15 protein-coding genes are annotated in these 24,427 nt (G+C 74.2%); 4 read left to right on the top strand and 11 right to left on the bottom strand.

The window, feature by feature from the left end; translation table 11 throughout:
• Positions 1–2: 2 nt before the first annotated feature.
• Positions 3–2,141, bottom strand: coding sequence for an amylo-alpha-1,6-glucosidase (locus ACZ34W_RS24995; RefSeq protein WP_329492271.1), 2,139 nt, complete (start codon positions 2,139–2,141; stop codon positions 3–5).
• A 749-nt stretch (positions 2,142–2,890) separates the two neighbouring features.
• On the opposite strand from ACZ34W_RS24995, the gene ACZ34W_RS24990 reads away from it, so the two are divergent.
• Positions 2,891–4,204 (top strand): alpha/beta fold hydrolase, encoded by a 1,314-nt coding sequence (locus ACZ34W_RS24990; protein ID WP_465607206.1) that lies wholly within the window; start codon positions 2,891–2,893, stop codon positions 4,202–4,204.
• Positions 4,205–4,280: 76 nt separating this feature from the next.
• Here the strand turns inward: ACZ34W_RS24990 and ACZ34W_RS24985 are convergent, their stop codons facing one another.
• Complete coding sequence (locus ACZ34W_RS24985; protein WP_465607204.1) at positions 4,281–5,861, bottom strand: DUF4192 domain-containing protein; 1,581 nt, start codon at positions 5,859–5,861, stop codon at positions 4,281–4,283.
• Positions 5,862–6,089: 228 nt separating this feature from the next.
• Between ACZ34W_RS24985 and ACZ34W_RS24980 the strand changes: the two genes are divergently transcribed.
• The gene (locus tag ACZ34W_RS24980) at positions 6,090–8,324 is read left to right on the top strand and encodes a RecQ family ATP-dependent DNA helicase (RefSeq protein WP_465607202.1); all 2,235 of its coding nucleotides are present in this window, start codon (positions 6,090–6,092) and stop codon (positions 8,322–8,324) included.
• 536 nt (positions 8,325–8,860) lie between these two features.
• Positions 8,861–9,469, top strand: a complete 609-nt coding sequence (locus ACZ34W_RS24975; RefSeq protein WP_329489856.1) for a hypothetical protein — start codon at positions 8,861–8,863, stop codon at positions 9,467–9,469.
• A gap of 145 nt (positions 9,470–9,614) precedes the next feature.
• Here the strand turns inward: ACZ34W_RS24975 and ACZ34W_RS24970 are convergent, their stop codons facing one another.
• From ACZ34W_RS24970 to ACZ34W_RS24960, 3 genes are all read right to left on the bottom strand, one after another.
• Positions 9,615–10,142: a hypothetical protein gene (locus ACZ34W_RS24970; protein ID WP_329489855.1), complete on the bottom strand. Its 528-nt coding sequence runs from the start codon at positions 10,140–10,142 to the stop codon at positions 9,615–9,617.
• Positions 10,143–10,398: 256 nt separating this feature from the next.
• Positions 10,399–11,109 (bottom strand): ribonuclease HII, encoded by a 711-nt coding sequence (locus tag ACZ34W_RS24965; RefSeq protein ID WP_329489854.1) that lies wholly within the window; start codon positions 11,107–11,109, stop codon positions 10,399–10,401.
• A gap of 288 nt (positions 11,110–11,397) precedes the next feature.
• On the bottom strand, positions 11,398–12,216 hold the full coding sequence (locus ACZ34W_RS24960) for a TetR/AcrR family transcriptional regulator (protein ID WP_465607199.1): 819 nt from the start codon (positions 12,214–12,216) through the stop codon (positions 11,398–11,400).
• A gap of 160 nt (positions 12,217–12,376) precedes the next feature.
• On the opposite strand from ACZ34W_RS24960, the gene ACZ34W_RS24955 reads away from it, so the two are divergent.
• Positions 12,377–13,924, top strand: coding sequence for an MFS transporter (locus ACZ34W_RS24955; protein WP_380390945.1), 1,548 nt, complete (start codon positions 12,377–12,379; stop codon positions 13,922–13,924).
• Between the two features lie 237 nt (positions 13,925–14,161).
• Here ACZ34W_RS24955 and ACZ34W_RS24950 read toward each other — a convergent pair whose 3' ends face one another.
• The 6 genes from ACZ34W_RS24950 to ACZ34W_RS24925 form a co-directional block, all read right to left on the bottom strand.
• Positions 14,162–15,874, bottom strand: a complete 1,713-nt coding sequence (locus tag ACZ34W_RS24950) for a DUF4153 domain-containing protein (RefSeq protein WP_465607197.1) — start codon at positions 15,872–15,874, stop codon at positions 14,162–14,164.
• A 199-nt stretch (positions 15,875–16,073) separates the two neighbouring features.
• On the bottom strand, positions 16,074–19,220 hold the full coding sequence (locus ACZ34W_RS24945; RefSeq protein WP_465607195.1) for an Ig-like domain-containing protein: 3,147 nt from the start codon (positions 19,218–19,220) through the stop codon (positions 16,074–16,076).
• A 97-nt stretch (positions 19,221–19,317) separates the two neighbouring features.
• Positions 19,318–20,352 (bottom strand): carbohydrate ABC transporter permease, encoded by a 1,035-nt coding sequence (locus tag ACZ34W_RS24940; protein WP_359838520.1) that lies wholly within the window; start codon positions 20,350–20,352, stop codon positions 19,318–19,320.
• Positions 20,349–21,356 carry a carbohydrate ABC transporter permease gene (locus ACZ34W_RS24935; protein ID WP_465607193.1) on the bottom strand — a complete coding sequence of 336 codons (1,008 nt, stop codon included), beginning with the start codon at positions 21,354–21,356 and terminating at the stop codon, positions 20,349–20,351. The genes ACZ34W_RS24940 and ACZ34W_RS24935 overlap by 4 nt, the downstream gene beginning before the upstream one ends.
• Positions 21,357–21,495: 139 nt before the next feature.
• Positions 21,496–22,878, bottom strand: coding sequence for an ABC transporter substrate-binding protein (locus ACZ34W_RS24930; RefSeq protein WP_465607191.1), 1,383 nt, complete (start codon positions 22,876–22,878; stop codon positions 21,496–21,498).
• A gap of 245 nt (positions 22,879–23,123) precedes the next feature.
• Positions 23,124–24,329, bottom strand: coding sequence for a cytochrome P450 family protein (locus ACZ34W_RS24925; RefSeq protein WP_329489847.1), 1,206 nt, complete (start codon positions 24,327–24,329; stop codon positions 23,124–23,126).
• Positions 24,330–24,427: the final 98 nt, after the last annotated feature.

Below are 24,427 nucleotides of genomic sequence, written 5' to 3'. Positions count from 1 at the left end.
GGTCAGCGGGCGACCAGCTGGAGCTCCGCGGACGCCTCCTCGACCATCGCCACGCCGATCCGGCTCACCCGCACCGAGAACGGCTCGCCCGCCACCCGCAGCCCGGTCAGCTGCAGCTCGCCCAGCGGCGCCGTGCTGGCCGGCCGGACCAGCACCCGGCCGCCCGGTACGTCGGGGCGCACCCCGGCGAGGGCGAACACCGCGTGCACGGCCCCGGCCGCCGAGACCGCCGCCGGGTGACACGCGGCCGGGTGCGGCACCGGCGGGCAACCGGGGACACGCTGCTCCCCCGCGTACATCTCGGGCAGCCGGCCCTCGAAGTGGGCGGCGGCGCCGAGCAGGCCCTCCAGCAGGGCGCCGGCCTCGTTCTCGTGGCCGGCCTCGGCCAGCCCGGCGATCGCGAGGGCGGTCTCATGGACCCGCACCGCCCCGCTGCGGTGGCCGAGCGGATTGAACCGGGGCGACTTGGCGCTGAGCGTGCGCAGGCCCCAGCCGCTGTCCAGCTCGGGCGCGGCCAGCCGTTGGGCCAGCACCCTGGTCTGCTCGCGGTCGAGCAGGCTCTCGTGCCGGCCGCCGTCGGCGCAGAGCCCCGGGTCGAGGAGGTGGACGAAGGAGGAGGCGACGGCGGGGAGCTGCTGGCCCCCCGGGACGAGGCCCGCCGCCGGACGGCCGCCGGAGAGGTCGTCGATCCAGAACCGCTCACGGAAGCGCCCCCGCAGACCGGCCGCCCAGGAGCGCCACTCCTCGGCGCCGGGGCGGCCGAAGGCGTCCAGCAGCTCGGCCCCGTGCAGCGCGGCCCGGTGCGCCTGGGCCTGGACCTCGGCGCGGGCCGCCACCGGATGGGCGGCGCGCTCCTCCACCGGACGGCTCAGGTCGGTGACGAAGCCGTCGACCAGGCCGTCACGGAGCGCCCCGAGCGCCCGCTCGGCGGCCGGCAGCAGCTCGGCCACCTCGTGCCGGGGCAGGCCCCAGCGCCAGGCCTCGGCGAGCACCGTGACGAACAGCAGGGTCGCCTCGGTGGCCGTGCAGGTGGGCGGCAGCTCCGGACCGCCGTGCCGCAGCGCCCCGGGCAGCAGCCCCTCGGGCCGTTGGCCGGGGCCGCCCTGGCCGGCCGGGGGCGCGAGCTGCTGACGGCGGGCGAGTGCCCGCAGGGTGCCGGCCGCCAGCCGGGTGCCCAGCGGGAGCATCAGCCGGGCCGCCCAGAGCGCGTCGGCCGGGGCGAGTCCGAAGCGCCAGGGCGCGCCGGAGGCCGGGTAGAGGTCGGTCGGGCGGTCCGGGTCGGCGAACAGCAGGCCGCCGAGGGCGTCCAGTGCGCGCGGCACCAGCGACTGGACCCGGGGGTCGTCACTGCGGACCTCCGGCTCCGCCCACGGCAGCGGGACCCCGGTGCCGCGGCCGCCCGGCGGCCGGGGACCGGGGGTGGTGCTCTCCAGCTCGGTGCGCAGCTCGACCGACCACCGGGCGCCGGGCTGCACCTCCAGGTCCCAGCGCAGCACTCCGGCGCCGGCCAGCACGGCGTGCGGCGAGGGCTTGGCGCTGACGACGGCGCTGTGGGTCGGCCCGGCCCAGCGCAGCCCTGCGGACTGCACCTGTCCGGGCAGGTCCGGCGGCCGGTGCCCGGCGGCGATCTCGCCGACCGGGCCGAGGTCCGTGCCGAGCGCGATCTCCAGCGGCAGCCGGGCCGGCCTGCTGCCGGTGTTCCGGACGGTGACGGTCTCGATCCCGTCGGCATGGCGCAGCCGTTCGACGGTGAGCGCCGGATCGGGGTCGAGGTCGCCGGGGATCCGGACGGCGCCGAGGAAGCGGGCCTGCGCCGCCGAGGTCAGGGTGCCCTGGAGCGGCAGCGGCTCCATGCCGCCGATCCGCAGCTCCATCCGGGCCAGGACCCGGACTCCGGAGCGGTAGAAGCCGTGGAGGCCGTGACCGCGCAGCTGTCCGTCCGGACCGGAGGCGGCCATCGAGGGGGCGTTGACGCAGAGCACCGCGTGGTGGACGGCGGCGGGCTGCGGACGCGGCGCCGCCGACCGGGCCGGGCCGGCGGGTGCGCCGCCGGGCATGCCCGGCGGTACCTGGTCGGGGCGCCCGACCGGTCTCGGCGCACCGACCACGCTCTCGGCCGGCATGGCCTGTGGTGGCCTCATGGCGGTCACCGGACTCTCCTCCCCTCGGCGGTCCGGTGGCCGGGGGGCCGGTGGGCCGCGAGCATGCTCGATCGCGTGCTGATGATGCCTGGCCGGCAGGGGTTCCCGCCGGCGTGTCTGCCGTGTCTGGCCGTACCCGTCGCCGGGCCGTGCCATGCGGTGCCCGGTGCCGCCGGGGTACCGGGTTCGCCTTTCCCGGGCACCCGCTGGTGCCCGGCACTTCGTCACGGCCTCTGCCCGGTCGCACCGGTGACACCGTGTCCCGATCGGCGCCCCGGTCCCGCCGTGGACGGGCGCGGGGCGACCACCTTCTGCCGGCCGCCCGCCGGCCGGGCGGTGCGCCGGGCACCGTCGGCGGGCCGCACCCCGGTACTCGGCGCGGCGCGGCGTCGTCCGGCTACGGGAGCCCGGTGTCCGTCCGGGCACAGTGCCCCCGGGGTGAACGCCGCGGACCGGCCGCAGGTAACGCCCGAACCGTCACTTCGGCCTGCCGCACCGGGGTACCGGGCAGTCGTGCCGCCGCCGGGCCGCCGGCGCTCCGGGCCGGTGCCGTGACGGGCCCGCACCCACGGGTGCCGCGGCTGTCGTACAGCCTCGCGCGGCTCCTCGGGCGGACGGTCGTGAACGGCAACCGTCGAACCCGTGTCCGACCGCCGTCAGGATACGGTGCGGGGGTTGCGGCGCCCGCACCGGCAACACCGTGAGCGGCGGCGTGACGGCTGTGAACCAGACACATACCGAGGAGTTGTATGTCCACCGCCAGCCGGCTGCCCGGGATTGTCACGACCGACCACGTCTTCCGCGTGCCCCTCGACCACTCCGCCCCCCAGGGCGAGCAGATCGAGGTGTACGCCCGCGAGGTGGTGGCCGCGCGCCGTGAGAAGGACGATCTGCCCTGGCTGCTCTTCCTCCAGGGCGGACCGGGCGGCAAGGCGGGGCGCCCGCTCGGCCGCGACGGCTGGCTGGAGCGCGCCCTGGACGACTACCGGGTGCTCCTGCTCGACCAGCGCGGCACCGGGCGGTCCACGCCCGCGAACCGGCAGACCCTCGCCCGGCGCGGCGGCGCCCAGGAGCAGGCCGACTACCTGACGTGCTTCCGCGCGGACTCGATCGTGCGGGACGCCGAGCTGATCCGGCTCCGACTTCTCGGCGACGACCGGCGCTGGAGCGTGCTCGGCCAGAGCTTCGGCGGCTTCTGCCTCCTCACCTACCTGTCGATCGCGCCCGAGGGGCTGCACGAGGCTTTCGTCACGGGCGGCCTCGCGGGCCTGCGCAGCTCGGCCGACGACGTGTACCGGGCGGCCTACCCCCGGGTGGTCCGCAAGAACGAGGAGCACTACGCCCGCTTCCCGCAGGACGTCGAAGCGGTCCGGCGGATCGCCGCCCACCTCGCCGACTCCCCCGCCACGCTGCCCGACGGCGGGCTGCTCACCGTCCAGGCGTTCCAGGGCCTCGGCATGATGCTCGGCGGCGGCAGCGGCTCCGGAAGCCTGCACTACCTGCTGGAGGAGGCCTGGGTGGAAGGCGTCGCCGGGCCCGAGCTGTCCGACACCTTCCTGGCCGGCGTCCAGGCGAAGGTCTCCTTCGCCGAGGGACCGCTGTACGCCGTGCTGCACGAATCGATCTACGGTCAGCGGTCGGTGGACGGGGCGGGTACCGGCTGGGCGGCCGAGCGCGTCCGCAAGGAGTTCCCCGAGTTCGACGCCGGGGCTGCGCTGGAATCGGGGGCCCCGGTGCTGTTCACCGGGGAGATGATCTACCCCTGGCTGTTCGACACCGACCCGGCGCTCCGCCCGCTGAAGGAGACGGCGGAGCTGCTCGCCGCCCGCACCGACTGGGCCGACCTGTACGACCCGGCCCGACTGGCCGTCAACGAGGTGCCCGTCGTGGCGGCGGTCTACCACGACGACATGTACGTCGACACCGCGGACTCGCTGGAGACCGCCCGGGCCGTACGCGGCCTGCGGACGTGGGTCACCAACGAGTGGGAGCACGACGGGCTCCGGGTCAGCGGCGGCAAGGTGCTGGACCGTCTGATCGCGATGGCCCGCGGCGAGGTGTAGCGGTCTCGGGCCGCCGGCTCGGGTCGGCGGCCCGAGCCGGCCGGCGGAGGAACCGGGGCCCCCGACCGCCGGGGTGTCACGGCGCATGCCGGGACCGGCCCGTCGCACCGCGGGCGCCGCGACTCCGGCCGCGCCCACCCGCCGTCGCCTCCGCCTCCGCCTCCGCCTCCACCGACGCCCAGGGCGAGGCGCGGCCGGGCCCCACCCTCCAGGCGGAGCGCACCCGGGGGGACGGCCGTCGTGCCTCGCGGTCAGACGCCCGAACCGGCGGTCCTGCACTCGGGCCCTCGTCGGGCCGACCGCCCTCGCGGACCTTCGCCGTGCCCCTGGCCGGACGGTCGGGGCGCCGCCCCGGCGTACCGGCGACACCTGGCGCGCCTGCCTCGCCGGGCACCGCCCCCGGGCTCGCGGCACCCGACTCACCCGGCGGCTCCGCCTCGGCCTCCCCCTTGCGGGCGCGCCGACGGCGAGGCTTCGCCGGGGCCGGGGGCGACGGCTCCTCCGGCGACCGCTCGGGGTCCGGACCCCGCTCAGGGACAGGGCGGCCCGGGCCGCCCGCCGGCGCTCCCCGCTCTCCGGCGGAGCGGCGGCCGCGCTCGGCCGCCACGCTCGCCAACAGCTCCTCGGGCGAGAGGCCGCCGTTCAACGACTCGTAGAGCAGCTGGGCCAGCAGGTAGGTGGGGGCGAGCCGAAGCGTGTGGGCGAGCACCACGCGGGCCGTCGCGGTGTCCCCCGCGACCCAGGAGGCCCAGGCCAGCAGAGTGAGCGGCGGCGGGGCGTAACCGGTGTAGGGCGGCACGCACCGTCTGGCGAGGAAGCGCCAGAGCCGCTGGGTGGGCGCGAGCTCCTCGGGCCGGATGTACTCGGCGGCCCGGTCCCGGGTGCGCCGGTCCTGGAGGGCGACGAGCAGCCGGGCCGTCCGGTGGTCGTCGAGTACGCGCGCGCCGGCCATGAACTCGGCCACCGCCTGGTCGAGCAGCGCGCCGCCCTGCTCCCGGGAGGGCGACGGCGCCCGGCTGTCCAGTACCCGGGCCAGTGCCAGGCGCTGGGCGTCCGCCTCGGGCGGACCGATCGGGCCCACCGCCGCCACGATCGCCTTGCGGCTGCCCCGCGGCGCGAGTCCCGCGAACGTGGCCGCCGCGGCCACCGGGCCGGGGGCGGGGCTGTGCCGGACCGGGTGGCCGGCCGGATCGCAGCACCCCTCCCGACGGCAGAGGAAGGACCACCAGCGGCCGGCGGACACGCAGAGTGACTCCTTCACCCGCACTCCCCTGGCCTCGAAGGCCGCCCGCAGCTCCTCCGCGAGCGGTTGGAGCCGGTCGAGCACCGGCGGACCGTGCTCCCGGTCGGGGTCCTGACAGAGGTAGAGGAGGACCTGGACCGGTCGGCGGTCCCGGCGCTCGGAGAGGCCGACGAGCAGCGAGGCCGTCTCGTCGGCGGCCGCCGACCACTGCTGCGGCGCCTCGGGGATGTCCAGCCGGATCACCCCGCCCTGGTGGAGGTCCGGCCCCTGGAGGCCGACGGCGACGATGCTGTCGTCGGGGAAGAAGCCCAGCAGGTAGGGCAGCAGCTCGGCCATGTCGGCCGGGCCGCGCATGGTGACCGGACGCCCGCCGGAGGCCGGGTGGAAGGGGAGTGCGACGCGTTCGTTGTTCATGACCGGAAGACTGCCGCAATCCACGAGCCGCCCCCGGATTTTCCTTTTCCCTGTGGATAAAGCCCGCCTGTGGATAAAACGTCCTTCGTTCGGGGCATTCGGAGCCACTCTCCCGGGGGACATTCGACACCCGTTCAGCGGAAGAGCTGATGAATTGCACCCGCCGGCCACCCACCCGTGAGCAGCGCCGTTCGCCCATTGTCGGCAGCTCGGGGTTACATGGACGGCATGCAGCAGCCGCAGAACCACACCACCGCCACCGACGCCACCGCCACGGCCGGCACCGGCAGCGCGACAGCCGCCGACCGCGCCGAGGTCCGGGCGCGGGCCGAGGCCGTCCTGCGCGAACTCGCCGGGCCCGCCGCCACACTCCGCGAGGACCAGTGGACGGCCATCGAGGCCCTGGTCGTCGACCACCGCCGGGCCCTCGTGGTGCAGCGCACCGGCTGGGGCAAGTCCGCCGTCTACTTCATCGCCACCGCCCTGCTGCGGGCCCGCGGCGCCGGTCCGACGGTGATCGTCTCCCCCCTGCTCGCCCTGATGCGCAACCAGGTCGAGTCGGCCGCCCGGGCCGGCATCAACGCCCGCACCATCAACTCGGCCAACACCGACGAGTGGGACGCCGTCCAGGCCGAGGTCGCGGCGGGCGCGGTGGACATCCTGCTGGTCAGCCCCGAGCGGCTGAACAACCCCGACTTCCGGGACCAGGTGCTCCCCAAGCTGGCCGCCTCCACCGGCCTGCTGGTGGTGGACGAGGCGCACTGCATCTCCGACTGGGGCCACGACTTCCGCCCCGACTACCGCCGGCTGCGCACCATGCTCGCCGACCTCTCGCCGGGCGTCCCGGTGCTGGCCACCACCGCCACGGCCAACGCCCGCGTCACGGCCGACGTCGCCGAGCAGCTCGGCACCGGCACCACCGACGAGCACGCCCTGGTGCTGCGCGGCCCGCTGGACCGCAAGAGCCTCACCCTGGGGGTGCTCGCCCTGCCCGACCCGGCGCACCGGCTGGCCTGGCTGGCCGACCACCTCGACCGGCTGCCCGGCTCCGGCATCATCTACACCCTCACGGTCGCCGCCACCGACGAGGTGACGGCCTTCCTGCGCGAGCGGGGCTTCCCGGTGGCCTCGTACTCCGGCCGCACCGAGGACGCCGAGCGCCGCACCGCCGAGGCGGACCTGCTGGCCAACCGGGTCAAGGCGCTGGTCGCCACCTCCGCGCTCGGCATGGGCTTCGACAAGCCCGATCTCGGATTCGTGGTGCACCTGGGCTCGCCCAGCTCGCCGATCGCCTACTACCAGCAGGTCGGCCGGGCCGGCCGTGGCGTCGACCGGGCCGAGGTGCTGCTGCTGCCGGGGCGCGAGGACGAGGCGATCTGGCGCTACTTCGCCTCCCTGGCCTTCCCGCCCGAGGAGCAGGTCCGCCGCACCATCGACGCCCTCGCCGAGGCCGGCCGGCCGCTCTCCACCGCCGCCCTGGAGCCCCGGGTGGACCTGCGCCGCGCCCGGCTGGAGACCATGCTCAAGGTGCTCGACGTGGACGGCGCGGTGCGCCGGGTCAAGGGCGGCTGGACGGCCACCGGGCAGAGCTGGGCGTACGACACCGCCAGGTACGCCAAGGTCGCCGCCTCGCGCGAGGCGGAGCAGGCGGCGATGCGCGAGTACGCGGCGTCGACCGGTTGCCGGATGGAGTTCCTGCGGCGGCAGCTGGACGACGAGCAGGCCGAGCCGTGCGGCCGCTGCGACAACTGCGCCGGACCGCTGCACACCCCGGAGGTCTCCGCCGCGGCGCTGGACGCGGCGCGGGCCGCGCTCGGCCGGCCCGGCGTCAGCTTCGAGCCTCGCCGGCTCTGGCCGACCGGGATGGACGCGCTGGGCGTGCCGCTCAAGGGCCGCATCCCGGCGGGCGAGCAGGCCGAGACCGGCCGGGCGCTGGGCCGGCTCTCCGACATCGGCTGGGGCAACCGGCTGCGGACGCTGCTGGCCGACCAGGCGCCCGACGTTCCGGTGCCCGGGGAGGCGGTGGACGCCCTGGTGGCGGTGCTGAGCGACTGGGCGCGCGGCCCCGGCGGCTGGGCCGGGCCCGCGACGACCGAGGGAGTCCGGCTCGACCGGCCGGTCGGCGTGGTGACCATGGCCTCGTCCCGCCGACCGCAGCTGGTCGGCAGCCTCGGGGCCCGGATCGCCGAGATCGGCCGACTGCCCCTGCTCGGGCACATCGAGTACGCGGCCGGACGGTCGCCGCAGGGCGGGCGCAGCAACAGTGCCCAGCGCCTGCACGCACTGGCCGGAGCGCTCGCGCTGCCCCCGGAGGTGGAGGAGGCGGTGGCCGCGGCGGGCGGGCCGGTGCTGCTGGTCGACGACCTGGTCGACTCCGGGTGGACGGTCACCGTCGCCGCCCGGCTGCTGCGCAAGGCCGGGGCGAGCGCCGTCCTGCCGCTGGTCCTGGCCGTGCAGGGCTGAGCCGGGGGGTACGCGGGGCTCCGGCGAGCGGGGAGCCGGGGCCGACCGGAAGGTGCGAAGCGGGCCGGAACGAGCGGAGCGAGGTGGGACTGCGCTCGTGATCGGCGGGAAGACGGTGACGGAGCCTGGGGGTTCCGGCACTGACCTACACCTGAATGGAGTAATGCGGGCGCAGTGCGGACGATCTGCGGGAACCGGCGGCACCGACCGGGCAAAGGAAGGGGCGACCATGCGAAAAGTACTCCGCACCGGCCTTCGGGTGCTCCGGATCACCGCCTCGCGAGCCGTGGGTGACGGTCACGCCGAGGGGGAATATATCCGGCAGAACGTTGGCTTTCGGGCGGCGTTCATCATTTCATCATTGCCGCTCCACCCCCGCTGCCCTGAGAATTGGACCGTACCCGGAACCCGGTCCGCTGGACCAGGGCTCCGGCGTACACACGTACCCGCGCATCCGTGGGTCGGGAAGGAGGATCGTGATCAACGGTATCGGCCGAGGTCAGTATCCCCTCGCCCGGGGTTCGGAGCCCAGACGGGTGTGCGACCTGGAGACATGGGCCGCCTCGGGGATCCCGTCGCTGCGCGACCCGCGCGAGTTCGTCCTGGAACTGCACCGGCGCCACCTGCCGCAGCCCGGCACGGTCGTGGTCACCGTGCTGGACGCCTCGCACCGGCTGAACGCCTCGGCGTCCTTCGTTCCCCGGCCGCGCCACACCGACGGCTGGGAGCACCGCAACGCCCTCCTGGCGCACCTGCGGCAGGTCACCCCGCACGACCTGCGCCGGACCACTCCGGCCAGAACGGCCGTGCTGCTGCGCTGCCGGGAGGGCTCGGCGGGCTGGACGGCCCAGGACGGCGCCTGGATGTGGGCCCTGCAGGACGCGGCCGCCCTGCACGGACTGCGCTGCGGTTCGTACCTCACGCTGACCCCGGCGGGCTGGCAGATCCTCGCCGACGGCCGGAGCGGACGCAATCCGCACTCGGGCTCGTGGGCGGACGGGCCGGTCCACACCGTGACCGAGCTGCCGCCCCGCCCGGCACTGGAGAGCGCTCGGGGGCAGCGCCCACTGCGCCAGTCCGATCGCCCGTGGACCGGCGCACGGGTCACCGCGATCGAGCCCGGCCGACGCACCGGCACCTACTGAGGCCGCGCCCTCAGGCAACGGGCCGCCGCCCACCCGTGCTTCGGGGCCCGGGCGCCGCGGGCACGCCCACAGGTGGCGGCACGGGTCGGAACGGAACGGGTCGGGCCCGGCACCTGGTGGTGCCGGGCCCAAGGGTCGACGGGTGTCAGGCGGACACGGGGCGGCCGGCCGGTACACCGGCGGCCTCGGCGGCGGGGCCGGCGTCACCGCAGACCACCAGGAGCTCGGCCGCCCGGCCGCGCGCCTCGGTGAACGCCTTGGCGGCACGGTCGGCGCTGCCGCCGTTGACCACCAGCACGACCACGGCACGGCGGGCCGGCCGGGTCAGCGCGGCGTCCGCGTAGAACACGTCGCCCCCCTCGGCGAGTTGCGCCCAGTAGCGCTCCTCGCCGAAGGAGAGTTCGTGCCGCTGCCAGGGGTGCGGTTCGCCGACCGTCAGCACCAGGACGGCGCCCGGGTCGCGGCCGGAGTCCAGCAGCCGGTCGACCGCCTCGTCGGCGCGCTCCAGCGCCTGCGCGGCGGTGGCGGACAGGAGTTGGACCGCGACCTGCGGTGCCGCGGGCGCCGGACGGCGCGGGCCGGGCTTGGGGATCCCGCCCGGCCGGGGCTGCGGCCCCGGGCGCCCGGCGCCCGGCGGCGCCGGGCGCGCGGGTGCGGGTCGTTGGCCCGGCACCGGGGCCGGGGCTGCGGTGACGGTCGACGGTGCGGAAGGAGTCGCGCTGCCGGAGGCAGGCGTACGGGGGGCTTGTGCGTCCGACTCGCGGGGGAAGGGAACGCCGGGGCCCGGGAGGCTCTCGTGAATCTCCGGCTCCTCGGGGAAGACAGGCATACCCGGATATCTATCAAATGCCGGTCGGGCGCGCACGGGCGCCCCACCCATTGGGCACGGAAGCCTTCCGCCCCCACCCGGGTCAATGGACGACGAAACGTCAGAAACCGAGCGTCAACTGCTCGTCCGCGGGACCCGCCGAGCCCGGTCCGCCGACACCGACGACGGCCCTGGTCCGCTTCAGGTGGCGCCATCGGGGCAGCCCGTCCAGGTAGGCCCAGGAGAGCCGGTGCTGTTCGGTGGGGCCGAACTCCTCCAGCGCGGTGCGGTGCACCGGGGAGGGGTAGCCGGCGTTGTCGGCGAAACCGTACTCGGGGCAGGTCTCGCCGAGTTCGGTCATCAGTCCGTCGCGGTGGACCTTGGCGAGCACCGAGGCCGCCGACACGCAGATGCAGGACTGATCGCCCTTGATGACCGTGCGTACCCGCCACGGGCCGCCCAGGTAGTCGTGCTTGCCGTCGAGTATCACCGCGTCCGGTTCGACCGGCAGCGCCTCCAGGGCGCGCACGGCGGCCAGCCGCAGCGCCGCGGTCATCCCCAGCTCGTCGCACTCCAGCGCGGAGGCGTGGCCGAGCGCGTACGCGGTGACCCAGTCGGCGAGGACGGGGGCCAGCGCCTCGCGGCGCAGCTCGGTCAGCAGCTTGGAGTCGGTCAGGCCCTCCGGGGGCTTGCGCAGCCCGGTGACGGCGGCACCCACGGTGACCGGTCCGGCCCAGGCGCCGCGCCCGACCTCGTCGAGACCGACGACGATCTTGGCGCCGGCCCGGCGCAGCGAGCGCTCGACGGAGTGCGTCGGCGGAACGATGGGCATCGCGGAGTCCTTCGGCTGGGGCAACCTCCAGCGTAAGCCCCGCCCGGAACCGCCCCGACCAGCCGGCCCCCGGCCCCCGCCGCCCGGAACCGCCCCGACCAGCCGGCCCCCGGCCCCCGCCGCCCGGAACCGCCCCGACCAGCCGGCCCCCGGCCCCCGCCGTCCGGAGCCGCCCCGACCAGCCGGCCCCGGCCCCCGCCGTCCGGAGCCGCCCCGACCAGCCGGCCCCGGCGACCTGGCGCCCCGGCCGCCAGGCACACCACCCGGACCCGCCCCCGGCAGCGCGCGTCAGCGGCGGATCAGCGGCACCAGGACCTCGTCCACCAGCTCGACGGCGAATCCGCGCCCGAGCTGCCGGCCGCAGACCTTGACCCGGTACATCAGCATCGCGGGCGCCACGTCGGCGACCAGCGGGCTGACCGCGCCGGGCCGGACGTCGCCGCGCTCCGCTCCCCGCCGCAGGATCTCCAGGATCGTGTCCTTGGTCGGCTCGACCACCCGCTGGACGATGAAGTCCTTGAACAGCTCCGCCTGCTCGTGCTCCAGCTCGGCCATCAACGCGTGCATGGCACCACCCGACCGGGAGTTCATCGCCTCGGTGAAACCCTGGATGAGCAGCAGCAATTCGGCACGGGCGGACCCGAGGTCGGGGGTGTCGGAGGGCCGTGGCAGAGTGGAGTCCAGGGCGTCGATGACGAGTTCGACCTTGGACGCCCAGCGCCGGTACAACGCGGCCTTCCCGGTCCGCGCGGCCCCGGCGACGCCTTCCATCGTCAGCCGTGCGAATCCGCCGGAGGTGAGCTGGTCGAGCACGGCCTCGAAGATCGCGCGTTCCAGCTCCTTGCCCCGGCGCCGCATCGGCCGGGACAGCACCTCGGCGGCCACCTTCATCGGACAGTGCGACGCCGGCCCGGCCACCGGGACGACGATCCTCGGCACGGGCACGGCCGGACCGCCCTCCGCCGGGCACTCCACGGCTCCCTCCGCCGACCCCGGGAGCTGCTCGCCCGCCCGGCCCGCGACCTGGTCGCGCGGCCGCTCGACGGGCCGCTCGGCCGCCCGGCCGCCCGGCCGTTCTGCCGCCTGGCGCCGTACCAACTGATCCATCGTCACCAACCTTAGGGAACGCTTGCGTTCACAATCTCGCCCAGGATATCGTCCAGGCTAGTGAACGATCCCGTTCCTTCATAGCCCGCGGGACGCCGCGGGAACGCACTGGACCTCGGGTCCACAGCATACGAAGCAGTAGCCAGCAGGGGGCACTAACTTGGCTATCTCCGACACGCTCAGCAAGAACTCTCCGCCGCAAGGCAGCCAGGGCAGGCGCAAGGGCATCACCCTGACCGTCATCGCCGCGACGCAGCTGATGGTCGTCCTCGACGCCACCATCGTGAACATCGCGCTGCCGCAGATCAGGGACGCGCTGAACTTCTCCACCACCAACCTGTCGTGGGTGATCAACGCCTACACGCTGACCTTCGGTGGCTTGCTGCTGCTCGGCGGCCGCGCGGGCGACATCCTCGGCCGTCGTCGGGTGTTCATCGCCGGCACGCTGCTGTTCGGGCTGGCCTCGCTGCTCGGCGGCTTCGCGCAGGACGGCGGCATGCTGCTCGCCGCCCGCGCGCTCCAGGGCATCGGCGGCGCGATATGTTCGCCGACCGCGTTCGCCCTGATCGCCACCAACTTCGACGAAGGGCCCGAACGCAACAAGGCCTTCGGGGTCTTCTCGGCGGTGGCCGGTTCGGGCGCGGCCATCGGCCTGCTGGCCGGCGGCGTGCTGACCGAGTACCTCGACTGGCGCTGGGTGTTCTTCGTCAACGTGCCGATCGCGATCCTGATCGCCGTCGCCGCGCCGCGCTACATCGCGGAGTCGGAGCGCCGCGCCGGCCGCTTCGACCTGCCCGGTGCGCTCACCTCCACGCTGGGGCTGGTCAGCCTGGTCTACGGATTCATCCGGGCCGCCTCGGACGGCTGGACGGACCCGGTGACGCTCGGCTCCTTCGCGGCCGGCGTGCTGCTGGTGGCCGCGTTCCTGGTGATCGAGAACCGCACCGCGCAGCCGATCACCCCGCTGCACCTGTTCGCCAACCGCAACCGCACCGGTGGCCTGGTGATGATGCTCTGCCTGGCCGCGGCCATGTTCGGCATCTTCTTCTACGTCACGCTCTTCGTGCAGGGACCGCTCGGCTACAGCCCGCTGAAGGCCGGCTTCGCCTTCCTCCCGATCAGCGTGTCGATCATCATCGCCGCGCAGGTCGCCTCCACCCTCCAGGCCAAGTACGGCCCGAAGCCGTTCATGGCCGGGGGTGCGCTGTTCGTCACCATCGGGCTCACCTGGCTGACCCAGATGAACGCGGACAGCGGCTACATCGACGGGGTGCTCGGCCCCACGGTGGTGTTCGGCTTCGGCATGGGTCTGACCTTCGTCCCGGTGATGCTGCTCGCGGTCGCCGGGGTGGCCGGCGAGGACACCGGCGCCGCGTCCGGCCTGCTCAACTCGATGCAGCAGATCGGCGGGTCGCTGGGCCTGTCGATCCTCACCACGGTGTTCGCGCACTACGCCACCGCGGAGGCCAAGGTGCAGCTGCCCGGCTTCATGGCCTCGGCCACGCCGGAGCAGAAGGCGGCGTTCCTGGAGAAGAAGGAGTTCCCCAAGGGCACCGACGCGGCCAACCAGGTACTCGCTCATGGCATTTCGCACGGCTTCATCGTGGGCGCGGTGCTCGCCGGGCTCGCCCTGGTGGTCGCGGTCACCGTGATCAGGGCCAAGGCGGAGGACCTGGCGTCGAACACCTCCGGCATCGCGATGCACTGACGCGGCGCCGACACCGCAGCGACGCGACGCCGACGCGACGCCGAGCCCGACACCGCAGTGACGCGGCGCCGACGCGACACCGGTCGGAGCGGCCGCCGACGGCGGACCGTCCGGACTCCGCACCGACCGCGGAACACCACGAGGGCCGGCCGGGAGCTCACCGCTCCCGGCCGGCCCTCGCGCGTCGGGCCACCTCCGGCCCCCGCGCCGCACGGCGGCACGGCCCACCGGGCCGGCTCACCGCCGCTCGGCGCCCCCGCCCTCCCGGTACCCGTCCCACAGGCCCGCCCGGGCGCAGGCGTCGCCCGCCGCCGACACCTCGTCCAGCGGCGGACGCTCGGCGAGGATGTCCCGCGCGCGGGTGGCCGCGAGGTTGGTCGCGTACCAGGGCACGGGCTCCTCTGCCTGGGTCCGCATCAGCTCCAGCGCGCAGGTCCGGTAGTCCTTCGGCAGCCGGTCCAGGGCCGGGACGGCGTCGAGCGAGAGGTCCCGGACGTTGCGCAGGTCGATCTGCTGGGTCCGCTCGAAGCGGGCCACGTTCTGCTCGGCGATGATCGCGTCCGGCCCCATCAGTCCGTACACCGCGGCCGTCAGCATGCCGCTGAGCACCACGGCGCGCGGCAGCCAGGCCGCCGAACGGACCAGCCCGGCCGTGATCAGCAGGAGGAAGACGACGCCCAGCCAGACCTCGACCACCAGCACCCAGAGCCGGAGCCTGGTCAGCCCGGAGGCGTCGACGTAGAACCACATCCGGCCGAGGGCCGAGGCGACCACGACGAGGGTGAGCAGGCAGAGCGCGCCGAGCAGGATGCGGACCAGCCGGCGGTCCGCCGCGGTGCTGCGCGGCGCCCAGCGCTTGGCGACGCCCACCACGACCAGGGTCAGCACGGTGACGGCGGTCAGCTGCCAGAAGCCCTGCCGGGCGTACTCGGAACGGCTCATCCCGGTGTTCCGCATGATCGAGTCCCGGCCACCGAGCACCACCACGGCCTGGATCAGCGCGAAGGCGCCGAACATCAGGTTGAGCGCGACCAGCGGCAGCGCCCACTCCAGCCGGCCGCGCTCGCGGCCCGGCCGGACCACCGTGCGGTCCCAGCGGCGCGGGCCCGCCGCGATGTGGGCGAAGCCCAGCGCGATGACCGTGCCGAGGACGAACAGCACCGCGCGCAGCGGGAACTCACCCAGGTCCAGGTCCGGGATGAGCGCCTCCAGGACGTCGGCCATGGCGGCGTCGGCGCTGGCGAACAGCGAGCCGAAGACGGCCAGCAGCACCCCGGCCACCAGGACCGCCTTCAGGACCGGGGCGACCCTGCCCCGGCCGACCGGGCTGATGCGGCGCAGGGCGGCGGCGGCCCAGCCCAGACCGGGCACCAGCTGCCAGAGGAGGCCGGGCAGCGCGAGCAGCACGCCCGCCCAGCGGCGTCCGCCGTGCAGCGCGAGCGAGGCCAGGCCCAGGGCGCAGAGCGTCGACAGCATCGTCGGCCAGCCGGCGTCGGAGAGTGCCGGGACGGCGAGCAGGGCGAGCGCCAGTGCGCTCCAGAGGAGCGTCCAGCCGCGCACCCGGCGACCGGCCGAGCGGGCCGCCAGGCCGGCCCCGACGGCGGCGGCCACGCCGCAGATCAGCAGGTTGACGCCGAGTCCGCGGTTCACCAGCAGGGAGACCAGCAGGCCGGTCACCAGGGCGGCCGCGAGCACCCGGGGCGTGGCCGGGGCCTTGGGGCCGGGGTCGCTGGGGCGCAGCCACGAGAAGGGCGACGGGACGGGGCGGCCCGGCGCGCGGTAGGGGTTCGCGCCGTCGGCCGCTCCCGGCCAGGACGCGCCGGGGGCGGCCGGGCCGGGAGCGGACTCGGCATGCTGGGGGCCCGCCTGCCGCCCCGGGCCGCCGGGAGCGCGGTACGGGTCGGATCCGGACGGTCCGCCGGCCGGGGCGGGTGTGGAGTGACCGGGCATGAGTTCCCCCTCGAAGGGTCTGCGGGCATGCGGAAGCAGCCCACGGGGCAGTCCGCCGGCAGGCGCCTGGGCGCCGCGACTGACGCCGACTGTAGACCATTCTGAACAGGTTCAAAAAACCCTGGGGCGCCTCCGTCACAAGGCTGTGACAGAGGCGCCCCGGGGGGCGCCGTGCCGCGGGTGCGGGCGGGGCGGGCCGTCAGTAGGAGCCGTAGAGCGAGTACCGCAGCGTGTCCTTCACCGCCGGTCCGAACTCAGCCGGCCAGGTGCCGAAGGGCACCACCGCGTTGCTGTAGGCGCCCGAGCCGGTCGGGCCGGTGGAGTAGTTCATGTTGTTGACCGAAGCACCCGTCCCGTTGCTGTTGTAGACCAGCCAGTACGCGGTGTCGGCGCTCAGCGTGAGCCCGACCGGGAGCGTGTTCCAGGCGTTGGCGGTCAGCGTGCCGCTGCCGGTCGCCGCGACCAGGGTGCCCGGCGAGCCGCCCGCGTCGGTGTAGACCGCCAGCTGGTACTGGTTGTTCGGCGCCGCGCTGACCGGGCCGGTGTGCACGCTCAGCGCGGTGAGCGGCACCGGGGACGCCCCGGTGGTGACCCGGCTGCCGTTGAGGTGGTGGGAGTCGGTGTCGTCGATCAGCGAGCCCACCACCGTGTTGCCGAGCGTCCTGGGCGGCGCTCCCCCGGTGGTGAAGGAGATCGCGTACGGGCCCGCCAGCGCGTTGCCGGAGGTGTCCCGCACCCCCTGGACGCTCGCGGTGTAACCGGTGGTCAGCGCCAGGGGTGCGCTCGGCGTGAAGACCACGCCGTTGGCGGCGCCGTCGTACGCCACCGAGCCGGCCACGGCGGCGCCGGCGGCGGTCCGCAGGGTCACCGTGGAGGCCGTCACGCTCGCCTGGTCCAGCGGCTCGCCGAACGAGAAGCGCACCGCCGTCCCCGCCGCCACCCCGGTGGCACCGCCGGCCGGGGTGGTCCCGGTGACGGCGGGCGGGGTGGTGTCGCGGCCGTACGAAGCCGTGTAGGAGCCGACCGCCCCGTCGAAGAACGCGTACGCCACGCCCTTGACCGTCTCGATCCGGTACGGGACGCTCCGGCCGCCCGAGGAGATGCCGGTCAGCGTGCCGGAGGCGGCGGAGACGGGCAGCATCGCCCGCAGCCCGTTGGCCCCGCCGGTGATGTCGAAGGTCAGGCTGCCGCCGTTCCAGGCCAGCTTGGTGAACGCCGAGCCGTTGCGCCCGTCCAGCCAGGTGAGCATCTGCCGCCCGGAGACCACCGGGACGCCGCGCGCCTTCGCGGCGGTGATGATCGCGTCCGAGGCGGCGGAGGCCGCGAAGTCGGTGTGGATGTTGGCGGTCAGCGCCGCGTAGTAGCCCGTGCCGCCGTAGGCGGCGTCGAGCAGCGTGGTGATGGTGCCGGGGTAGGACTGGCCGGACTCGTCGGTCAGCTGGGTGGTGGCCTGGTACTCGTCGATCACGCTGCCGTCGGTGTCGGCGAAGCGCATGATCTGACCGGTGCCGTTGAAGTAGCCGGGTCGGTCCTTGGTGAAGTTGGAGGGGTAGAAGTAGTAGTCGGTGTCCAGCCGGATGCCGTTGGCCAGCTTGGTCTTCGCCTGGGTCGCCCAGTCGTCCCACTCCACGCAGTGCGTACGGCTGCTCGAAGGGTTCGGCAGCGAGGGGTACTTGGCCCGCCAGTTGGACAACTGGTCGGCGTAGTAGCCCTGCAGGGCGGCGGCGCTGCCCCAGGGCCGGCAGTTGGTGGTGACGTGGACGCCCACCTCGAAGCCCTCGTCGGTGTAGGCCTGCGCCTGCGCCGGGGTCAGCGGATCGTCGGTGTAGATGTACGAGGAGCCGCGCACGCAATCCCAGTTGGCGACGCTGCAGCCGGGCGGGCTCTGCGCCGTGTAGCCGTCCCAGCGGCCCGCCGTGCCGCCGACGCCGTGGTCGTCCCCGGTCATCACCACCACGGCCTTGACGTCGCGCGGGAAGTACCAGAAGCGCGGCAGCGGCTTGCGGGCGGAGTCGAGCAGGGTGATCAGGTTGGCCAGCAGCCGCTGCTGCTCGTCGGCGATCGGGATCAGCGCCTTGTCCAGGTCGTTCCAGTCCGGCCGGCCTCCGGTACCGAAGAACATCTCGGAGGCCTCGTAGCCGTCCGTGCCGTCCCGCTGCTGGCCGGCCCAGGCCGCGTTGCCCTGCCGGGTCTGCACCACCGACCTGGCCAGGTCGTAGCTGAAGGCGGCGGCCCGCCCGCTGCCGGCCGTCCGCAGCGTGACCGCCGGGTTGGCGGTCGCGGTGGCGGCGTCGGCGTACAGGGCGGCGACGGTGGTGGCGCCGTTGAGCGCGTAGAGGTCGGCGGCGCCGTGGTAGCCCATGGTGTCGCCGGTGATCCCGGCGCCGGGGGCCGCGGAGGTGTCCACCTTGAGGTAGGCGTCCGCGCGGGTGCCGGCGGTGGGGGTGAGGCCGAACAGCGGCGCGAGCTGCTTGTCGGGGCGCATCGCCACCAGCCGGCCGCCGCCGTCGGTCCAGGTGGTGAACAGCGCGGCCTGCGCCGCGGTGAGCGGCATCTCGCCCAGCAGCACCACGTCGGCGGAGGCCAGCACCGAGCCGGTCACCGCCGAGATGTCCACCGTGCGGTAGTCGTTGAGGCCCTCCGCCTTGAGGATCTCGGCCAGGTAGCGGGTGTACGGGTTGGCCTGGCTGGTCACCAGCAGGATCGGACCCTCGGCGCCCGGGCCGGCGCCCGGCGGCGGGGGCGGCGGGGTCTGCTCCGCGGTGTAGGTCGCGTAGATCGAGAAGCTGAGACCGCTGGACGTCACCGCGCCGAAGTCGGCGGGCCAACTGCCGAACGCCCGGCCGCCGTTGCCGTACACGCTGGTACCGCCGGGGCTGTAGCGCAGGTTGTTGACGGCGGCGCTGCCGCCGTTGCTGTTGTAGGCCAGCCAGTACGCGGTGTTCGCGGTGAGGTCCGCCGTCAGCGGCACGGTGTTCCAGCTGTCGGCGGTGAGCGTCGCCGTGGCGCTGCCGGCCAGCAGTGCGCCCGGGCTGCCCCCGTTGTCGCGGTAGAGCGCCACCTGGAACCGGTTGTTCGGCGCCGCGTCCACCGCGCCCACGTAGACGCTGACGCTGCTGACCGTGCCGCCGGCCGCGCCGGTGACGTACCGGGACGCGTTGAGGTGGTTCGAGTCTCCGGAATCGGTGGACGGACCGACCGCCGTACTGCCCAGGGTCACCGTGGCGGCCGCCGCCGGAGCGGCCGCCGGGCCGGCGACCACCGCCACGGCGGTGGTGAGGGCGGCCAGCAGACCCCCGAGCCTGCCACGCCTTCCGACGCCCGCGCGAATGCCTGTACCTGCCATGACCGCCCCCCACGCACCTCGGCCAACTGCCCCTATCGGTGTACCGGTTCGGCGTCGACCGTGTCCACGGAACCGCCACATCCCGTGCCGATCGGGACTATCCCTTGACCGAACCGGCCAGCAGGCCGCGGACGAAGTACCGCTGGAGGCCGAAGAAGACCGCCAGGGGGATGACGATCGACAGGAACGCACCGGCCGTGAGCAGCTCCCAGCGGCCGCCGAAGGAGCCGGAGAGCTGGGCCAACCGGACGGTCATCGGCGCCACTTCGGGCGTTCCCCCGGCGAAGGTCAGCGCGACCAGCAGGTCGTTCCAGACCCAGAGGAACTGGAAGATGGCGAACGAGGCCAGCGCCGGCGTGCAGAGCGGCAGCACGATCGACCGGAAGATCTTGAAGTGCGAGGCGCCGTCCACCACCGCCGCCTCCATCAGGTCCCGCGGCAGCTGGGCGATGAAGTTGTGCAGCAGGAAGATCGCCAGCGGCAGCGCGAACATGGTGTGCGCGAGCCAGACCGGCGCGTAGGTGCCCTTGAAGTCCACCGCCGGGACGACGGTCAGCGAACCCAGGTGCGCGCCGCCGGAGAAGAGCCGCAGCAGCGGGATCAGCGCCATCTGGATCGGCACCACCTGGAGCGCGAACACCACGAAGAACACCGTGTCGCTGCCCCGGAACCGCACCCAGGCCAGGCCGTACGCGGCCATCGCGGCCAGCACCAGCGGGAAGAGCGTCGCCGGCACGCTGATCGCCAGCGAGTTGACCAGGAAGGGCATCAGGCCGGTGGAGACGCCGGAGCCGCCCTCGAACAGCACGGTGTGGTAGTTGGAGAGGCCGAGGTCCGGGTGGAGGAAGACGTTCCACCAGCCGTCGGCGGTGACGTCCTGCTTGGGCCGCAGCGAGGTGGCGAGCAGCCCGAGGGTCGGGACGGTCCACAGCACCGTCACCGCGATCACGAAGACCGAGGAGAGCGGGCTGGTGAACGCCTGCCGGACCGGGCCCCGGCGCCCGTCCGGCAGCCGGCGCCCGCCCCGCCGGCCCGCGCGCGACGGTCGCCGGTCACCGGTCGGACGCCGGCCGCCCGTGGCCGGACGCTCGCCGGTCGGACGCCGGCCCGTGGTCGGACGGTGCTCGCTCATCGGACTCCGCGCTCCTTCCGCAGCTGGAGGATGTTGTAGGCCACCAGGGGCAGCACCGCGAGGAAGAGGATCACCGCGAGCGCGCTGCCCCGCCCGGTGTTGAACTGCACGAAGGACTGCGAGTACATCTCGTTGGCCAGCACCTGGGTACCGAAGTTGCCGCCGGTCATGGTGCGGACGATGTCGAAGGCCTTGAGCGTGGTGATCATGACCGTGGTGAGCACGACCACCACCGTGGTGCGGATCATCGGCACCGTGACGTACCAGAACAGCCGCGCCCCGCCCGCCCCGTCCAGCCGGGCCGCCTCGGTGACCTCGTCCGGGATCGCCTTGATCGCCGCCGAGAGGACGACCATCGCGAAGCCGGTCTGCACCCAGACCATCACCGCCATCAGCAGGAAGGTGTTGAGCGGCTGGGAGAGCGTCCAGTTCGGCGGGTGCTCCCAGCCCAGCGTGATGGCGAGCTGGCTGAGCAGGCCGATCTGCGACTGGGCGGCGTCGCGGGACTCGTAGACGAACTTGAAGATGATCGAGGCGCCGACCAGCGAGATGGCCATCGGCATGAAGATCAGCGACTTGTAGACCGCCTGGCCGCGCATCCGGTCCACCAGCAGCGCCAGCACCAGCCCCAGACCGGTGGCCGCGAGCGGCGCCACCACCAGCCACAGCAGGGTGGTGACCAGGATCTTCTGGACCGAGTCGGTGGTGAACGCCCAGCCGAAGTTCTCGCCGCCCACGAAGCGGCTGCTGTCGTCGTTGTAGAGGCTCAGGTAGACGGTGCGGACCAGCGGGGCGACCAGGCCGACGAGCAGCAGCAGGACGGCCGGGCCGAGGAAGACCCCGACGGCCAGCGGGCGGGCGATCCGGCCGGAGGCCCGGCCGGCCACCAGGAAGACCAGCAGCAGGATGCCCAGGAAAGCGGCGACGGCGCCGAAGCTGTTGCCGAACTTGACGGCGGCGTCGCCCCAGGCGCCGTCGGCGAGCGCGGTGGCGGTGAGGGACATGGCTGCGCGTCCTTTCCCTGCCACGGGCAGGAAGGAGGGGCGGGCGGTGCGGGTGGGTGGCCCCGCACCGCCCTCGACAGGTGGTCCTTGGCGGTCGGAGACCGCTACCGGGGCCGGGCCGCGGTAACGGTCGGACCCGTTACCGCGGCCAGGCCGCGTCGATGTCGGCGGCGGTCTTCTGGATGGACTGGCCCTCGGCGAACCAGGCGGTCAGCGACTTCCACTCCTGCCCGGCGCCGACCGCGGCCGGCATCAGGTCCGAGCCGTCGAACCGGAAGGTCGCCGCCGGGTCGGTGAGCGCGTCGGCGGAGAGCCGGTCGATCGGATCGGTGTACAGGCTCTTGTCCACGCCCTGGTTGGCGGAGACCCAGCCGGTGGCGGTCTTCACCCGGCTGCTCGCCCAGTCCGGGCTGGACAGGTAGTTCTGCACGGCCTGCACCTCGGGTCGGCTCGCGAACGCCGTCACGAACTCCCCACCGCCCTCGACCGGGCTGGCCACCTGCGGGTTCACGGCCGGCAGGCGGAAGGCGAAGACGTCGCCGTCCGGGCCGACCTTGGTGTCCTTGGGCCACTGCGCCTTGTAGAAGGACGCCTGCTGGAGCATGAGGCACTTGCCGGTGAGGATCGGGGCCCCCGCGTCCTGGAAGGTCGTGGTGGCGATCGACTTCACGTCACCGTACCCGCCGTTGACCCAGGCGGGGTTCTGCATCCAGTCCGCCACGGTCCGCATCGCGGTGGTGATCTTCTCGTCGGAGAACTTCACCTGGTGGTTCACCCACTGGTCGTACACCTCGCCGCCGTACGAGCCCAGCACCACCTCCTCCAGCCAGTCGGTGGCCGGCCAGCCGGTGGCCGTCCCGGAGGCGATCCCGCCGCACCACGGCTTCGCGGCACCGGCCTTGGCGATCCGGTCGCTGAGCGCCATCAGGTCGGCCCAGGACTGCGGCACCTCGTAGCCGGCCTGCTTGAAGGCCTTGGGCGAGTACCAGACCAGGGACTTCATGTTGGCGCTCATCGGCGCCGCGTAGAAGGTGCCGTTGACCGAGCCGTAGGTCTTCCAGACCGGGCTCCACTTGTCCTGGTTGGTGACCGTCTGCGCGGGGGGCTTGGCCACCTTGCCGCTCTTGACCATCTGGGCCAGCAGGCCGGGCTGCGGGATGATCGCGAAGTCCGGGGCGTTGCCGCCGGTCACCCGGACCGGCAGCTGGGACTCGAAGTCGTTGGAGCCCTCGTAACTGATCTTGATGCCCGTGCACTTGGCGAACTCGGCCCAGGACTTCTCCAGGTTGTCCGACTCCGGGCTGAGGATCGACGCGAAGACCGTCACCGTGGTGCCGGAATGCCCGGCGTACGGCTGGTACTTGGCGCAGTCACCGGCCAGGGTCTCGCCCCCGCCGCCCGAACCGCCGCCGGAGCTCGAACTGTTGGAGCAGGCCGCGGTCAGGGCCAGCGCCGCCAGCAGGGCGGGCACGGCGACCAGACGGCGGGACCTCGCGGACGGCGTGGTCGGGGTGGGGGTCAATGCGGTCCTCCTCGCCAGGGCGCACGAGCGCCGGCAGTACGACAGAACGACATTGCGCTGTACCGGAGATCGACATGGACGCGGCGGGCCGCCGGTTTGACGACGTTAACGCAGCAGCCCCCCTCCGCCAAGGTCCGCGTTCGACCTTCATCGGCACGTGCCCCAGTTGTGACCCCGAGATCCGCCCCGCCCGCCGGCCGGTTCCCCGTCCGGGCGGACGGGGAACCGGCCGGCGCCGGGCGCGCTCAGAAGAGCCGGACCGGCAGCTCCCGCAGCGAGTTGACCACCAGCGAGGGGCTCGGCCGCAGGTCCTCGTCGGGCACCGCCAGGGACAGCTCCGGGAACCGCTCGAACAGCGCCGGCAGCGCGACCCCCGCCTCCAGCCGGGCCAGCGGCGAGCCCGGGCAGACGTGCGGACCGTGGCCGAAGGAGAGATGACGGCTCGGGTCCCTGGTGATGTCGAACAGCTCGGCCGTCACCCCGTGCTGGGCGGGATCCCGGCCGATCGCGTTGTAGGAGATCAGCACCGGCTCGCCGCGCGGGATCACGACCTCGCCGACCTCGATGGACTCGGCGGCGAACCGGAACAGGAAGTTGCTGGTCGGCGGCGTCCACCGGAGCGACTCCTCGACCACCGCGTCCCAGGACACCGTGCCGGCCCGGACCAGCTCCAGCTGGTCCGGGTGGGCGAGCAGCGCCCGGACGGCGTTGCCGATCAGGTTCACCGTGGTCTCGTGGCCCGCCGCGATGATCACCCGCAGGGTGGCCGCCGCCTCCGCGTCGCTCAGCGCCCCGCCCTCGGCGTCCGCCGCCAGCAGCGCACTGGCCAGATCGTCACCGGGCTCCGAACGGCGCTTCGCCACCAACTCGTTTACGAAGGCGTTCAGCCCGGCGATGGTCGCCTGGATGCCGTCGGGGTTGGGCCGGATGCCGAAGAACTCCTCGTAGAGCCCCCGCAGCAGGGCGTGGTCGGACTCCGGAACGCCCAGCAGCGAACAGATCACCGTCATCGGCAGCGGGAAGGCGAAGACCGACTTGAGGTCCACCACCCGCTCCCCCGCGGCCAGGACGTCCAGCAGGCCGTCGGTGATCTCCCGCACCCGGGGGCGCATCAGCTCCACCCGGCGCGGCGTGAACGCCTGCGCCACCAGCGTCCGCAGCCGCCGGTGCCGGGCGCCGTCGGTGGTCACCATGCTCGGGCCGGGCACGGCCAGGCCGATCAGCGGCCACGTCTTCGGCACGTCGCCGCGCTGGTAGGCCGCCCAGTGCGCGGCGTCCTTCACCAGCCGGGGGTCGGTCAGCAGGTCGCGCGCGGCCGCGTGCCGCGTCACCGCCCAGGCGGCGACGCCGCCGGGCAGCTCCACCGCCACCGCCGGGCCGGCGGCGCGCAGCAGCGCGCCCTCGGCGGCGTTGTCGCGCGCCAGCGGGTCGAGGGCTATCGGGGCGGTCATCGGCACAACTCTCCTTGGCTTCCTGATTCCTGTCCGGTGGTCCTGCCGGCGGGCTCCGGCGCCTCGCTGCCGGGCTGCGGCGGGGGCCCGGGTTCCGG

This window comes from Kitasatospora sp. NPDC022856 (assembly GCF_055561235.1).
Note: the sequence above shows the minus strand (reverse complement) of the source record. Positions and strands in the feature narration are given on the sequence as shown.